Below are 15717 nucleotides of genomic sequence, written 5' to 3'. Positions count from 1 at the left end.
TTCCTGTAAGCTAATTCGATAGTTACTTCTTGCGATATTTCATACAATTAAGTCAGAAACAGGGCAACCATTATTCGAAAAGGAGCGGATCAATATGATGAACAAGATGAAAACGAACAATCTTTTAAATACAATGGGCATGGTATTTTCCGCTCTTATCGATGCAAAAGCTGTTGCTTCTACATTAAACAAGTAAGGAGAATATACGATGAACAACATTACTTTTAACAAATTAGATTTTTTAGGATTAGCTAGCGGCTCGATTCTTCTTACTACTTTGATTTACGCTGCTACGCTTGTATAACTTTGTGTCCCCTTTCCCCTTTATATAGAAGAAGACGACCGTCTATGCCCGGTCGTCTTTTCTTACTTTTGATTTGATTGCAAAGCTTCCTTTAGCTCCTCAAACCTCTCATTTAATTGATCTGTCATCATTTTCATAGCTGTTTTTCGATCTATTTGTTCTTCAGCATCAATTTGAATTGGGTCTCCAAAAATTAATTGTGCTCTTTTTCCTTTTATTAATTCTTTTACACTTGATGGACCAATATAAGCTGCCGGTATTAATGGAACGTTAGAACGCATCGCAATTGTCACAGCACCAGCTTTTAACGAAACGTCTTCTGTCGATCTTGTTCCACTCGGGAAAATCCCTACCACTTTTCCTTCTTTTAATAAGCGTGATGGAATTTTAAGTGTACTCGGTCCTGGATTTGCACGATCTACAGGGAATGCATTTACATTTTTAAAGAACCAATTTTTGAATTTCCCTTCAAATAATTCTTTTTTGGCCATGTAATGAATCTCTGTTGGGTACATCCCTGTAGCTAACATTAATACATCCATAAAACTTGTATGTGTACACGCAACAACATACGGGCCACCTTCTGGTAGCTTTTCTCTTCCTTGCACTTCTACTTTCCCAGCTGTTTTAAATATATATTTCAACAAAAATGTAATTGGTTTATACATTTGTTTCGTTCCTTTCTGAACATCCGAAGTATAATCATTTCCTTACCATAATTATAACACTAAGTTTTAGGAGTTGGTAATAATTTTAAGGTTTAAATATTAAATTTCAATTCTTACAAAAGTGTAATTATCTTGTAAGCTAATTCGATAGTTACTCTCCACCATTTTTCATACAATTAAATCAGAAAGAAACAACAACCATTCGAAAAGGAGCGGATCAATATGATGAACAAAATGAAAACGAACAATCTTTTACATACAATGGGCATGGTATTTTCCGCTCTTATCGATGCAAAAGCTGTTGCTTCTACATTAAACAAGTAAGGAGAATGCATGATGAACAACATCACATTTAACAAATTAGATTTTCTAAGATTAGCTAGCGGCTCGATTCTTCTTACTACTTTGATTTACGCTGCTACGCTTGTATAACTTTGTGTCCCCTTTCCCCTTTATATAGAAGAAGACGACCGTCTATGCCCGGTCGTCTTTTTAAATGTTTTTTTCTTTTAACTCTTTTAAAAGCTGTATCATTTCAGCTTGTTGTTTTATCTTCTTACGACCATTTCGATTAATTGCTGCAAGCTCACAAGCAACTCCAACGGCGAAGAAAAACAATAAACTTTCTAACATATGAAATCCTCCAATTGCCTATTAAACAGCTTGACGTAATTGCTCTTCTTGTAACATCTTCTTATTTATATTTTCTTCTTTTCTCTGACAAACATTATTGCGAATAAGCGCTGCAATAACAAATAAAGTCCCTACAATATCAAACATCGTGATTTGATATCCTTGCATCATCATAATAACTAAAGTCGTAATAGGTACAAAGTTAATAAATAAAATACCATTAATAGATGATAAAATTTTCACACCGTAATTCCAAGCGAGTAGTGCTACAATTCCTGGTAATGTCATCATAAACAATAAATCATATTTCACAACAGAAATCGTTCCCATACTCGGAACTGAAACATATCCAAGCGACGTAATAAGTACCGTTATAATTCCTGTAACGGTCGTACCGAATACACACGTCAACGTAGAATAACGTAATGTTGACCAATCGCTACACGTTTGACCACCCATCGTATAAATAACCCAGCCCACAACTCCAACAAATATACATGCTAGCGAAAACATGTTATCTTTCAACGTTAAAAAGAAACTCACATCACCTTTTGTAATAACAAATACAGCTCCTATAAAAGCGATAATCATGCTCGTTATCATATACTTTTTCGGTTTTACACGCTTATATCCCCATAGAATACAAATAGAAATCATCGGCATAAGTGCTTCCATAATGGAGGCTACCATCACGCCTGATTTCCCCATTAACATTTGACCTAAAAATATAAGTACATTATATACAGTAAACGCCATCGTTCCGAAAAAGACGAGTAGCCTTCCTCTTCCTTCTAAACGAAATGCCTGTTTCCCTTCTTTCATTAACAACAATACAATCAGCATTATCGCCACCGCTCCATAGCGAATAAGAGAAAAATAAAACGGATCTATGTATTCTAACGCATGATCAGCAACTGGAAACATTGCTCCCCATGACATACTTGCAATTAAACACGCGAAAGCACCTATTATCATTTGACCTTTTCTCACCACAATCCCCCGCTTCTTTCTATTTGCACAAAGAGAATTGTAAAAGAAAAAATATATCACGTAAAATGATTCAAAATGATGTTAATTATCATTTATAATGATAGTTAACATCAAGGAGGACAGTATCATGGAATTAAGAGACTTGCAAATCTTCCAGAGCGTTGCCGACCAAGGTAGTGTAAGTAGCGCAGCAAAGGAATTAAATTACGTACAATCAAATGTAACTGCACGTATTAAACAATTAGAAAACGAGCTGAAAACACCGCTCTTCTATCGTCATAAACGAGGCATGACTTTAACAGCTGAAGGAAGAAAAATGCTCGTTTATGTTAACAAAATTTTGCAAGATGTTGATGAGCTAAAACAAGTATTTTTAGATAGCGAGACACCCTCTGGCATATTAAAAATCGGTACAGTCGAAACAGTAAGTACATTACCTACCATTTTATCTTCTTACTATAAAAGCTATCCGAACGTCGATTTGTCATTACAAGCAGGTTTAACAGAAGAATTAATTAGAGAAGTACTCGATCATCAATTAGATGGCGCTTTTATATCAGGACCAATAAAACACCCACTTATTGAACAATACGATGTTAGTACAGAGAAATTAATGCTTGTAACACAAAATAAAGCTTTTCATATAGAAGAATTTACAACAACGCCTCTACTCGTTTTTAACCAAGGTTGTGGATACCGTTCCAAACTAGAACGATGGCTGAAAGACGAAGGTTTGCTTCCAAAAAGAATTATGGAATTCAATATATTAGAGACCATATTAAACAGTGTTGCACTCGGCCTTGGAATTACGCTCGTACCACAGTCTGCTGTCCACCATCTTTCTAAAGCAGGGAAAGTACATTGTCATGCAATCCCTGAAAAATACGGCAGTATTTCAACGGTTTTCATACGCCGCAAGGATAGCTATATGACGAATTCAATGCGTAGCTTTTTAAAAATAATTGAAGAGCACCACCACATTAATATGCTTTAAAAGACATTCTTACACGAATGTCTTTTTTTCTTACAAAAGTGTAAGTCTTCCGTAAGCTAATTCGATAGTTGCAGACGATCATATTTCCTATAATTAAGACATAAAGCAGGGCAACAACAATTCGAAAAGGAGCGGATACGCATGATGAACAAAATGAAATCAAACAAATTTTTAAATACAATGGGCATGGTGCTATCCGCACTTGTCGATGCAAAAGCTGTTGCAACTACATTAAACAAATAAGGAGAGATTATAATGAACAACATTACTTTCAACAAATCAGACTTTTTCGGACTTGCAAGTGGAGCGACTCTTCTTACAGCTTTCATTTACTCACTTGCTCAAAGTCTTGTTTAACACTTTGTTTCCCCAAACCCCTTTATATAGAGAAAAAGCTGCTCGTCTTATAGACAAGCAGCTTTTTAGTTTGTCCCGCTTTAATGGGCAGTAAGACCCCCACCTCAAAATGCAGCGAAAGCAAAGAAGTTAGGTGGGGGTCGGGCTGCCCATTAAAGTCCGATTGGTTCAACTAATAATCAGTGGGGGATGAAGCCCCCCACTGATTAAAGTTTCACTTTATTTCATATATAATTTGACCTGTTTTCGTCATATCATATCCGCCAATCGCCTTTAATTCATTATGAAATTCTTCCGATTGCAGAATGTCTTTCACAACTTCGATCAGCTCTTCATTTTCTTTATTCTTCAAAATCACTAAATCATACTGTTCTTTCATGATTGGAATAAAGTCTACATTTACAATTTGCGAAAACTTTTCTGACCCTACTCCGACGTCAGCTTTTCCATTCGCCACTTGCGTGGCAACACCAAGATGGTTCGATTCTTCCCACTCATATCCACTAATACGTTCTTTATTTAACTTTTGAATGCGCAATTGTTCATCGACTAACACCCTAATACCAGAACCTTTTTCTCGATTTACAAATCGTATAGATGATTGAGATAAATCAGCCCATGTTTTTATATTTTTTGGATTTCCCTTTTGCACATAAAACCCAACGTTCCTTGCTAATAAATTAATCATCGTACATGGTTGCCCCACTAAAATACGTTTTACGTAAGGAACATTATATGTACCCGTTTCGCCATCAAACAAATGCAAGCTAACGATACTTCCTTCTCCTTGATACATTTTTACTAGACTCGTTAAACTACCTTGATATGCCCTTAATATATTTGAACTTGGCAGGCGATTTTCTATACGTTTTGCCAACATGTCTAACGTTAGTTCTTGTCCGCTAATAATACATGTATTCGAGATACTATTACTGTTATTCTTTACAGGAGTAACTTGTACGTTACCTGTTTTCATTTGCTTAATATATTGTTCTAAATCTGCTGCATCAATGCGCATCTGTCTACCAATTCTATAAGAAGGAAGTTCTCCTTTTTTAATTAGATCGTATACAGTTAATTTTGATACTTTTAATCGCTTCGCTACTTCTTCCGTTGTGTAGGAATGATGATCCATAGACGATTCCTCACTTTCTTCCTTCATTGTAACAAAGAAAAGAATATTTCTCCTATATTTTAAGAGCAACCACATCTTTCAAATTATATTCAATTATAACTAGTTATATTTAGTTATAATTAGTTATAATTGAATATGTCAAAACGAAAGGGGATTTTCTTATGAACAAGTTTACATTACGATCCATAGGGACGCTTATATTTTCTTTTCTTCTTATATTTAGCGTTGCATGTACAAACGGAGATAAGAAAGAGAAATCAACCGCTAAAGAAGGAAAAACAGTTGAACTTACTATATCCGCAGCTGCAAGCTTACAAGATGCATTAAAAGAAATTGAAACAAAATATAAAGAAAAAGAACCTAATATTAAACTTTCTTTTAATTTCGGTGCTTCTGGTGCACTTCAACAACAAATCGAACAGGGCGCACCCGCTGATTTATTCTTCTCAGCAGCAGAAGATAAATTCCAAACTCTTGTTAAAAAAGGATTCATTAATGAAAAGGAAGGGAAAAATCTTCTTGGAAATGAACTAGTTCTAGTCATCCCTAAAGATAGTTCTCTTACAAAATTTCAAGATTTAAAAGATGAGAAAATCAAAAAAATTGCACTTGGTACACCTGAATCTGTACCTGCTGGCAAATATGCAAAAGCTTCTCTAACGCACGAAAACCTTTGGAATGATGTTCAAAATAAATTCGTATTTACAAAAGATGTTCGCCAAGTGTTAACATATGTAGAAACAGGGAATGTCGATGCTGGTATTGTATACAAAACAGATGCTCTTATTTCAGAAAAAGTGAAGATTGGGGAGACAGCAGCTGCTACTTCTCATGAGCCAATTCACTATCCTTTAGGTGTTATAAAAGAATCTAAGCATAAGAAAGAGGCGACTTCATTTTATGAGTATTTGCAGTCAAAAGATGCACAATCTATCTTTAAGAAATATGGATTTACCGTCCTATCATAATTGCCATGAGCTTTGATACTATTTTATCACCAATCTTTCTATCTTTACGAGTAGCCACATGTGCCACCATTATCGTTACCATTTTAGGAACGATAATCGGAAGAGCACTAGCACGTTCCTCATGGAGATATAAAGTAATACTAGAAACGATTTTCTTATTACCAATGGTACTTCCGCCAACTGTAATCGGCTTTTTTCTCATTATTATTTTTGGAAATAACAGCCCCATTGGAATGTGGATAGAATCAATATTTCAGCAATCTATTATGTTCACATCTACTGCTGCGATCATTGCTTCTACAGTTGTTGCATTTCCGCTTATGTATCAATCAGCAAAAACAGGATTTTCTATCGCGAATGTACAAATTGAAGAAAGTGCTCGTGACCTTGGTGCAAGTGAATATCAAGTTTTTCTACACGTCACACTTCCGCTCGCATTTCCTGCTTTACTAAGCGGAATGATTTTGAGCTTCGTTCGTGCGCTCGGTGAGTTTGGTGCTACACTCATGTTTGCCGGAAATATTCCTGGTAAAACACAGACTATCCCAACTGCAATTTACATGGCGATTGATGCAAGTAATATGCAGCTCGCCTGGACACTTGTCGTTATCACTATTAGTATGTCCCTCCTATTTTTGCTATGTATTCAGCTTATTAATAAAAGAATTACTAACTCTTAAGGCAGCTCTTTTTGAAGCTGCTTTTTTATTTCTTAGGAAATAAAAATATACCACTGGGAAATAACTGAATTTTACCTTTTATTTAAATATACATTCTATTTGAATTTACTTTCTAAAATAGGCAATTTCCTGTTATTATATGGAGGTGTTTGAAAAAATGAAGAAATGAAAACGCATTTATATCGTGAATTCTTCATCCTGTTTTAGCGATCGGTAATCTTCTACTCTAGTAGTGGGGCATTACCGATCGTTAGAACGATATGTAATTATATTGGTATAGCAAAACGAAGGGAGTCTTGTAATGGACATTTTATTAGCGCTTCTTCCTGCAATTGCATGGGGAAACATCTTATTAGTAAGCGTAAAAATGGGCGGTGGTGCATATAGCCAAACGGTAGGTATGACAATCGGTGCTCTATTCTTCGCAACAATTATGTATGTATTTACTCAACCAGCTTTAACAATGACAATCTTGATTGTTGGTTTTATTTCAGGTTTATTCTGGGCTTTAGGACAAGTAAACCAATTAAAAACAGTTGAAAAACTAGGTGTTTCAACTACTGTAACGATTTCTACTGGTATGCAACTTGTTGCAACTTCTATCTTTGGGGTTATCGCTTTCCGCGAGTGGACTACTACTACAACGATCATTCTGGGAACGATTGCAATCCTATTAATCGTAGTTGGTGTTGTATTCACATCATTAGATGATAAAGAAAATGCTCAGCCACCAGGACAATTGAAAAAAGGACTTCTTACTTTAATTGTTTCTACTTTTGGCTATCTTGTATATGTAATTATTATTCGTTGGTATAACATCGATGGTTGGTCTGCTATTTTACCACAAGCAGTTGGTATGTTTGTTGGTGCAGTTGTACTGACATCTAAACATAAACCATTTAACAAATATGCAATCCGTAATGCTTTATCTGGTTTACTATGGGGAACTGGAAACTTATTCTTACTTCTTTCACTACCACGTGTCGGAGTAGCAACAAGCTTCCCATTATCTCAAACTGGAATCGTTATCTCAACATTCGGTGCGATTGTCTTCTTAGGTGAAAAGAAAACAAAACGTCAATTGATCTTTATTGCACTTGGTAGTGTTTTAATTATCGGTGGCGCTGTATTGTTAGGTATGACAAAAGCATAAACTTATAACCTATTAGTAAACCCCTGAAGCGTATGTGCTTCAGGGGTTTTTCTCTTTCAATTACTTTCTAAATATAATTATTGACATGCCCTTGTCTTTTATAGTTGTTCTTCCACTCTAGTAAACCAGCTACACATATAAAGAGATTAATAACAGCTAATATTAGCATAACGTATAACCCGGCGGAAATATAAATTGAAATACTAACTACATTATATAAAATCCATAAATGCCAGTTTTCTAAGATTTTTCGACTTAGCATAAATTGAGCTACTAAGCCTAATACAGCATTTAAAGCATCTAAATATGGACTTGTTGATTCTAAGTAATGGACTTGATAATAACCCCAACCAATCCATGCAGCTAAAATAAAGACTATATAGAAAATCCAACCTTTCAAATCTAAACGAACTGTTGCTTTTACCTCTTCCTCCCCACTACGTGCAATCCAATAATACCAACCATATACATTAAAGATAAATTGAAAGGCTGCCAATACTGCCATTGCATATAAACCTTGTGTAATGAAAATATATATAAATACCGCAACCGTAATCATGCCAAACAAAAAATTAGATACCTTTTCCCTCGCTAATAACCAAACATTAATAATCCCCATAACCGATGCAAAAATTTCAATATAACTCGATTGAATATAAAATCCAACCAATACGCAAATAATACTAGAAACGACTAAAAAAAGCGGACTTCTAATCATAATCATCTCTCCCCAGATGTGTAATAAATTCCCTATCACCAGTATAAGAAATCACTCTCCCTTTCACCATTAATTTCCTACTTTTCATTATCTATTCCATCTACAATAAGCCTTTTCTTTTTACAAAATTCTCTTAAAAATGGTATCGTTTTTTATAACATATCTCCACTAGAAAGGAATAGAGGATATGCTAACTAAACATCGAATTCTATTTATTGGTGCTGGTCGTATGGCAGAAGCTATATTTTCCGGATTACTGAAAACAAGCAAAGAATACATCGAAGAAATTATCGTTTCTAACCGAAGCAACGTAGAAAAACTGGAACAATTACAAGCGCGATATAATGTGTCTACTACAACAGATTGGAAGCAGCATGTTACATCTGTTGATACGATTGTTTTAGCAATGCCGCCTTCTGCACATGAAGGTTTATTAGCGGAATTATCTCCGTTACTATCGAATCAACTTGTCGTAACGGTAGCTGCTGGCATTGGCCCATCTTATTTAGAAGAAAGACTTCCTAAAGGAACACCTGTTGCTTGGATTATGCCAAATACAGCTGCTGAAATCGGAAAGTCTATCTCCTTATATACAATGGGACAATCGGTAACCGAGATACATCAGGAAACCTTGCAACTGCTTTTAAGAGGTATTGGTACTTCGCAACTTTGCACTGAGGAAGAAGTTCATCAGCTTACTGCAGTTACGGGAAGTGCACCAGCCTTCCTTTATTACTTTGCTGAAAGCTTAATTGAAGCAACAAAAAGTTATGGAGTTGATGAAGCGACTGCCAAACACCTTGTCATTCAAATGATTTCTGGCTCTGCCTCTATGCTCGAACAAACGCAAGATCCAGCTAACCTCCGCGAACAAGTAACAACACCTGGTGGTTCCACAGCTGAAGGTCTCAAAGCTTTATATGAATATAATTTTTCAGAGGCAATTCAAAAAGCAGTAGAAGCAACAAACAAAAAAGCTAGGGGGAAATAATATGAGTTTAACAAGTTTAAAAGACTATACAACATTACATAACGGTGTAAAAATGCCTTGGTTCGGCTTAGGTGTTTTTAAAGTAGAAGATGGTTCAGAAGTAATTGAGTCTGTGAAAGCAGCAATTAAAAATGGCTACCGCAGTATCGATACTGCAGCAATTTATCAAAATGAAGAAGGCGTTGGCCAAGCAATCCGTGAATCAGGTGTTTCACGTGAAGAATTATTTATTACATCAAAAGTATGGAATAGCGATCAAGGGTATGAAACAACACTTCAAGCATTTGAAACTACATTAGAAAAATTAGGACTAGAGTATTTAGATTTATATTTAGTACATTGGCCTGTAAAAGGGAAATATACTGAATCATGGAAAGCGTTAGAAAAGCTTTATAAAGACGGCCGTGTTCGTGCAATTGGCGTGAGTAACTTCCATATTCACCACTTACAAGACGTGTTTGAAATTGCTGAAATTAAGCCAATGGTCAATCAAGTGGAATACCACCCACGTTTAGCACAAGAAGAGTTACACGCTTTCTGTAAAGAACATAATATCCAGCTTGAAGCTTGGTCACCATTAATGCAAGGACAACTACTAGATAATCCAACGTTGCAAGAAATTGCGACAAAATATAATAAATCAACTGCGCAAATTATTTTACGCTGGGATCTACAAAACGAAGTTGTAACTATCCCTAAATCTATTAAAGAACATCGCATTATTGAAAATGCAAACATCTTCGACTTTGAATTAAGTGCTGATGATATGAAAGCAATTCAAGCTTTAAATGAAGATTGTCGCGTTGGTCCAGATCCAGATAACTTTAACTTCTAGTAGAAAAACCACTGCCATATGCAGTGGTTTTTTGTTAAAGAAAACTGAAAATTTAAACTATATTCCATTCAGTTGACACTTCATCATCCAAGGTGTAAGATTTTGAATTATCAAAGAAACACAAAAATTAATAAAGTTTATTCGTTTACTCATTGTATCAAGAGAGGTGGAGGGACTGGCCCTTTGAAACCTCGGCAGCAGGTTCATTTTTTGAATACTGTGCCACTTCCTGCAAGCTTTATAGCTTGAAAGATAGAATGAGGGACTTCGTTTATATACGGGTGCATAACTTGTACGTAAAAATCCCTCTTTCTCAATATGAAAAGAGGGATTTTTTATTTTTCATTTCCCTCATCATCATCCAAACTTAATTATTTAGGAGGAAAATCAAATGAAAAAAAAGTTTGTACCCGGTATTGCGTCAGTTGTAGGAGTAAGTATTTTATTAACTGGTTGCGGTAGTTATAAAAACGAAGCAAGCGGAGCAAATGCAAAAGACGAGGCACCTAGTAAACAGGTTTTAAACTTATCTTCACCTACTGAAATACGAACAATGGATACAGCTCGTGCTACAGATACTGATTCTGGTCAAGTAATGAGAAACGTATTTGAAGGTTTGTATAACCTTGGTGAAGGTAATAAACCTGTCCCTGGTGTTGCAAAATCTCATGAAGTAAGTGGCGATAAAACGAAATACACATTCCACCTGCGAGATTCAAAATGGTCAAACGGCACTCCTGTTACAGCGAAAGATTTTGTCTTCGCTTGGCAAAGAGCTGTCGATCCAGCAACAGCCTCTGAATATGCATTTCTATTCTTTGATATTAAAAATGCAACAAAAATTAACAACAAAGAACTTCCAGCCGACCAACTTGGTGTAAAAGCAGTTGATGACCATACGTTTGAGGTAGAATTAGAACGCCCTGTTCCATATTTTATTAGCTTAACAGCGTTCCCAACATTTCTACCAATTAACGAGGAATTCTTTAAAAAACAAGGTGATAAGTACGCTTTAGAAGACAATACAATCTTGTACAACGGCGCTTTTACACTAAGCGATTGGAAGCATGAACAAAGCTTTAAATTCAAGAAAAACCCTACCTATTGGGATAAAGATACTGTCAAACTAGAGGAAATCAATTTTAACGTCGTAAAAGAAAAATCAACAGAAGTAAACCTATTCGAATCAAAACAATTAGACCGTATAAAATTAACATCCGACTTCGTTGATAAATATAAAAAAGATGCGAACTTTAAAGAACGCCCGAACGTAGGCGTACAATTTTTACGTATGAACCAACAAAACAAAGTACTACAAAACGTGTCTGCACGCCAAGCAATCGATCAAACAATTGATCGAAAATCCTTTGTAAATACGTTATTAAATGATGGCTCTACACCAACCTTTGGTCTCGTTCCAAAAAACTTTGCAAAAGGGCCTGATGGAAAAGACTTCCGTACTTTAAACGGAGATTTAACCAAAGTTGATACAAAATCTGCACAAGAGTTATGGAAAAAGGCGAAACAAGAGCTTGGTTCTGAAAAAATAACATTAGAATTATTAACAAGTGATGCTGACCTTGATAAGAAAACTGGTGAGTTCTTAAAAGGACAACTAGAAAAGAATTTAGATGGATTAACAGTAAATGTGAAACCACAACCACGTAAACAACAAGTTTCACTTTTATTAAAAGGTGACTATGAAATTGGTATTGACGGCTGGAGCCCTGACTTTGCTGATCCAATTACATTCCTTGAATTGTTTACAACGAATAACCCTTACAACTTGGATCATTACTCTAATAAGGAGTTCGATGAAACAATTGAAAAAGTGAAAACGACTTTAGCTGGTGATGAAAAAGCTCGCTGGGAAGCATTACTAGCATCTGAGAAAATATTATTTAAAGACTCAGTTATCGCTCCCCTTTACCAAAAAGGCGAATCTTATTTAGAACGTTCTTATGTGAAAGGAATTGTGCAAGTAGACTTTGCAGGCCAATTAAACTTCAAATGGGCACAAATTGAAAAATAAAAGGCAAGCTGAATTGAAGTTTTTCTATCTACAACAATTATTTTATTGGAAAAATGTATTAAAAGCGGATTCTCAATAAGAGAAAATCCGCTTTTTTAATATATTATTTTAAAAAATTAATACTCCACTTTTTATTATTGACATATAGTTCTTCCCAGTGTTAATATTCTAAATAATCAAAGAAACGAAATATTTCACCATCAAAATATAACGTCTCCTATGTTGAAACATATAACGATACATTATATTTCAACATGTATATACATATAGAACACCTGATTACCTACATATACATATTTATAATAGGTTTTCTCTTCTTCTATAAATACACTTCAAGACATGGACATTATGACGTTACGAACAACACATTTAGGGAGGAACGAACAATGAAGAAAAAAGTTGTACCTGTTGTTGCATCTGTTTTAGGGGCAAGTCTATTACTAACTGCTTGCGGGGGAAATAAAGATCATGCAAGCGGAGCGAAAGCAAATGATAAAGCACCTGATAAGCAGGCAATTAACTTATCATTCGCTTCAGAAATTCCAACAATGGATGTTGCAAAAGCAACGGATGGGGAATCCATGAGCGTAATGCGAAATGTTTTTGAAGGTTTATACGCAATGGGAGAAGATAATAAACCAATTCCTGGTGTTGCTGAGTCGGTTGACGTTAGTCCCGATAAAACAAAATATACATTCCATCTGCGTGATTCAAAATGGTCAAACGCTACTCCTGTTACAGCAAAGGACTTCGTCTTCGCTTGGCAACGTGCCGTAAACCCTGACACAGCAGCTGAATATGCATTCTTATTCTTCGATATACAGAATGCGAAACAAATAAACCAAAAACAATTACCAGTTGATCAATTAGGTATTAAAGCTGTTGATGACAAAACGTTAGAAGTACAACTAGACCGTCCTGTTCCTTACTTCTTAAGCTTAACGACATTCTCAACATTCTTACCAATTAATGAAGAGTACTTAAAGTCTCAAGGCGATAAATACGGTTTAGAAACAAATCATTTAATTTACAACGGTGCTTTCACATTAGATAAATGGAAACACGAACAAGGCTTCCAATTGAAGAAAAACCCTAACTATTGGGATGCTAAAACGGTAAAATTAGAAGAAATCAACTTCAATATCGTTAAAGATAAGTCTACAGAAGTGAACTTATATGATTCAGGACAAATTGATCGCGTTGCTTTAACTGCGGAGTTTGTTGATAAATATAAGGGCGATCCAAACTTCAAAGAACGTGCTGAAGTTGGCATTCAATTTTTACGACTCAATCAAAAAAATGAAACATTAAAAAATCAACATGTACGCCTTGCTATTAACGGCGCAATGAATAAAAAAGCATACGTAGAAACAATTTTAAATAACGGCGCTGTTCCAGCTGAAGGAATGATTCCTGCGAAATTTGCAAAGAGCCCTGAAGGCAACGACTTCCGTAAAGAAAACGGAAATCTAGTGAAAGATGATGTGAAAACAGCGAAAGAAAACTGGAAAAAAGCGAAGCAAGAACTTGGTACTGACAAAGTAACAATTGAACTATTAACAAGTGATAACGCTTTAGCTAAAAAGACTGGTGAATATTTAAAAGGTGAACTAGAAAAGAACTTAGATGGATTAACAGTGAATTTAAAACCACAACCACGTAAACAACAGTTAAAACTACTATTAAGTGGTGACTATGAAATCGGTATTGATGGCTGGGGCCCTGACTTCGCTGACCCAATTACATTCTTAGATTTATTTACAACAGATAGTGCGTATAACTTCGATAAATACTCTAACAAAGAGTACGATGAGCTCATTCATAAAGTAAAAACAGATTTAGCTGGTGATGAAAAAGCTCGCTGGGAAGCAATGAAGCAAGCTGAAAAAATTCTATTACAAGACGGTGCTGTCGCTCCTTTATACCAACAAGGTCGTTCTTACTTACAACGCGGATTTATTAAAGGACTTGTAACAACTGACTTCGGTGGTGAGTTTAACTACAAGTGGACAGAAGTTGCAAAATAATAAGTGCTAATAAAAAGGTATCCAATTGAGGATACCTTTTTATTTTATGCTTCTTTAACTACAGAGCTTTTTCCCTTTACCATTCCTTTTATAGCTAAAGTCATCACTGCTACTGATTGTGTAACCAATACAATAACTAATAATGAAATAATATTTCTCTCTAAACTAACTTCTCCAAATATTATTGTATAATAGCCATTCGCTGCATATGTTGCGGGAAATAGTTCACCGATTGTTTGATATGTTTTAGAAAGCATCTCATGTGGGACAATTACACCGGAACTTACAAGTTGTAACGATAGTGAGATAATATTAAAAATCATACCTGCGTTTCCAAACACAGTTAGAAACATTTGTGTTAATGAAAGAAATGCGAAGAAGACTATTGCTTGAAACCCCCATATACTCCCCACTGTTTCGTGCATCTCAATTTGGAAGCCTTTCATCAAACCAATTGTAATACATGCAAGTAAAATCGATACTGTACCGTTTATAATTTGTCTTGATAAGAAATTACTCCAACCGCCCTTTACTTCTTTTGCAACTTTTGATAGTTCCATACTCATTATCATTGCTCCTACAAATGAAGCTAATACGATCATTAGCGGTACCATATTCACTGAAAATCCTTTTGCATCATTTACTTTATGAACTGTAAAACCAATTGAATCTTCCGTTAACCCTTTTATCACTTCTACATTCTCAGGTCCTACAGCTTGTAGCTTTCCGACAATCGCTTGTTTCTTATAACTTGCTACCTCTTTATTTACATTATCTCGAATTTGTTTTGCAGCTCCTTCCATCATTTGCTTTGCCATCATGGCATTCGCTTGATTAATGTGGAAGTTTAAATTTGATTTTCCCGTTTCATTTATATCTTTTGAAAAAGAAGCAGGAATTTCAATAATCATATCGTACACATGGTCATTCATTTCTTTGTTTGCTTTTTCTACAGACCGTTCTGCTTTCACTTGAAATGGTAAATTTCTCTGTAAGCCTTCTGCTATTTTATTACCTATATTGACATCTTCATTCACAATAGCGATACGCATTTGATCTGCTCTTTCATTCACTCCATCATATGCTGTTAACCATACGCAAAAGAAAATAAGTTGGAACGATAGCGCTACTACCATTCCTACATACGTACCTGGTCTTTTTAAAAACTGTTTTAATGTATCCATCTTCCCGCTCTCCTTTTAGCAAGCAAGTACATACTTGCATTTTATTTT

General features: G+C 35.3%; 17 protein-coding genes and 1 riboswitch. Of the genes, 11 read left to right on the top strand and 6 right to left on the bottom strand.

From position 1 onward, the window contains the following. Nucleotides 1–208 precede the first annotated feature (208 nt). On the top strand, nt 209–304 hold the full coding sequence (locus tag MR083_RS19315; RefSeq protein WP_001060004.1) for a DUF3948 family protein: 96 nt from the start codon (nt 209–211) through the stop codon (nt 302–304). Nucleotides 305–366: 62 nt separating this feature from the next. Here MR083_RS19315 and MR083_RS19310 read toward each other — a convergent pair whose 3' ends face one another. Continuing rightward, entirely contained in the window at nt 367–972 is a 606-nt protein-coding gene (locus tag MR083_RS19310; RefSeq protein ID WP_000277773.1) for a lysophospholipid acyltransferase family protein, read from the bottom strand. Nucleotides 973–1308: 336 nt separating this feature from the next. Between MR083_RS19310 and MR083_RS19305 the strand changes: the two genes are divergently transcribed. Continuing rightward, nucleotides 1309–1404: a DUF3948 family protein gene (locus tag MR083_RS19305; RefSeq protein WP_071713395.1), complete on the top strand. Its 96-nt coding sequence runs from the start codon at nt 1309–1311 to the stop codon at nt 1402–1404. Nucleotides 1405–1464: 60 nt separating this feature from the next. Here MR083_RS19305 and MR083_RS19300 read toward each other — a convergent pair whose 3' ends face one another. Continuing rightward, on the bottom strand, nt 1465–1605 hold the full coding sequence (locus MR083_RS19300) for a YrzO family protein (protein ID WP_000894067.1): 141 nt from the start codon (nt 1603–1605) through the stop codon (nt 1465–1467). Between the two features lie 21 nt (nt 1606–1626). Beyond that, nucleotides 1627–2595, bottom strand: coding sequence for a DMT family transporter (locus MR083_RS19295; RefSeq protein ID WP_001225433.1), 969 nt, complete (start codon nt 2593–2595; stop codon nt 1627–1629). Between the two features lie 127 nt (nt 2596–2722). Between MR083_RS19295 and MR083_RS19290 the strand changes: the two genes are divergently transcribed. Beyond that, on the top strand, nt 2723–3589 hold the full coding sequence (locus tag MR083_RS19290; RefSeq protein ID WP_242269718.1) for a LysR family transcriptional regulator: 867 nt from the start codon (nt 2723–2725) through the stop codon (nt 3587–3589). A gap of 255 nt (nt 3590–3844) precedes the next feature. Next, on the top strand, nt 3845–3946 hold the full coding sequence (locus MR083_RS19285; protein ID WP_001060012.1) for a DUF3948 family protein: 102 nt from the start codon (nt 3845–3847) through the stop codon (nt 3944–3946). A gap of 214 nt (nt 3947–4160) precedes the next feature. Here MR083_RS19285 and MR083_RS19280 read toward each other — a convergent pair whose 3' ends face one another. Further along, complete coding sequence (locus MR083_RS19280; protein ID WP_000657102.1) at nt 4161–5108, bottom strand: helix-turn-helix transcriptional regulator; 948 nt, start codon at nt 5106–5108, stop codon at nt 4161–4163. Nucleotides 5109–5242: 134 nt separating this feature from the next. Here MR083_RS19280 and modA point away from each other — a divergent pair, with 134 nt between their 5' ends. The 3 genes from modA (at nt 5243) to MR083_RS19265 (ending at nt 7882) form a co-directional block, all read left to right on the top strand. Beyond that, nucleotides 5243–6049, top strand: a complete 807-nt coding sequence (gene modA / locus MR083_RS19275; protein WP_001032252.1) for a molybdate ABC transporter substrate-binding protein — start codon at nt 5243–5245, stop codon at nt 6047–6049. Nucleotides 6050–6054: 5 nt separating this feature from the next. Continuing rightward, nucleotides 6055–6729 (top strand): molybdate ABC transporter permease subunit, encoded by a 675-nt coding sequence (gene modB, locus MR083_RS19270; protein WP_000007159.1) that lies wholly within the window; start codon nt 6055–6057, stop codon nt 6727–6729. 301 nt (nt 6730–7030) lie between these two features. Continuing rightward, the gene (locus tag MR083_RS19265) at nt 7031–7882 is read left to right on the top strand and encodes a GRP family sugar transporter (RefSeq protein WP_000353544.1); all 852 of its coding nucleotides are present in this window, start codon (nt 7031–7033) and stop codon (nt 7880–7882) included. A 67-nt stretch (nt 7883–7949) separates the two neighbouring features. Here the strand turns inward: MR083_RS19265 and pnuC are convergent, their stop codons facing one another. Beyond that, nucleotides 7950–8600, bottom strand: a complete 651-nt coding sequence (gene pnuC / locus MR083_RS19260; RefSeq protein ID WP_000621369.1) for a nicotinamide riboside transporter PnuC — start codon at nt 8598–8600, stop codon at nt 7950–7952. A gap of 187 nt (nt 8601–8787) precedes the next feature. Between pnuC and proC the strand changes: the two genes are divergently transcribed. From proC to MR083_RS19240, 4 genes are all read left to right on the top strand, one after another. Further along, entirely contained in the window at nt 8788–9591 is an 804-nt protein-coding gene (gene proC / locus MR083_RS19255; protein ID WP_242269717.1) for a pyrroline-5-carboxylate reductase, read from the top strand. A 1-nt stretch (nt 9592) separates the two neighbouring features. After that, nucleotides 9593–10426 (top strand): aldo/keto reductase, encoded by an 834-nt coding sequence (locus tag MR083_RS19250; protein WP_242269716.1) that lies wholly within the window; start codon nt 9593–9595, stop codon nt 10424–10426. A gap of 151 nt (nt 10427–10577) precedes the next feature. Then, nucleotides 10578–10685: riboswitch (SAM riboswitch) on the top strand. A gap of 132 nt (nt 10686–10817) precedes the next feature. Beyond that, nucleotides 10818–12458 carry a peptide ABC transporter substrate-binding protein gene (locus MR083_RS19245; protein WP_000726477.1) on the top strand — a complete coding sequence of 547 codons (1641 nt, stop codon included), beginning with the start codon at nt 10818–10820 and terminating at the stop codon, nt 12456–12458. 386 nt (nt 12459–12844) lie between these two features. Continuing rightward, nucleotides 12845–14485, top strand: a complete 1641-nt coding sequence (locus MR083_RS19240; RefSeq protein ID WP_242269715.1) for a peptide ABC transporter substrate-binding protein — start codon at nt 12845–12847, stop codon at nt 14483–14485. Nucleotides 14486–14529: 44 nt separating this feature from the next. Here MR083_RS19240 and MR083_RS19235 read toward each other — a convergent pair whose 3' ends face one another. Then, nucleotides 14530–15669, bottom strand: a complete 1140-nt coding sequence (locus MR083_RS19235; RefSeq protein WP_242269714.1) for a YhgE/Pip domain-containing protein — start codon at nt 15667–15669, stop codon at nt 14530–14532. Between the last annotated feature and the right edge of the window lie 48 nt (nt 15670–15717).

It is taken from the genome of Bacillus cereus group sp. BfR-BA-01408 (assembly GCF_022663305.1).
Taxonomy (GTDB): domain Bacteria; phylum Bacillota; class Bacilli; order Bacillales; family Bacillaceae_G; genus Bacillus_A; species Bacillus_A pacificus.
Note: the sequence above shows the minus strand (reverse complement) of the source record. Positions and strands in the feature narration are given on the sequence as shown.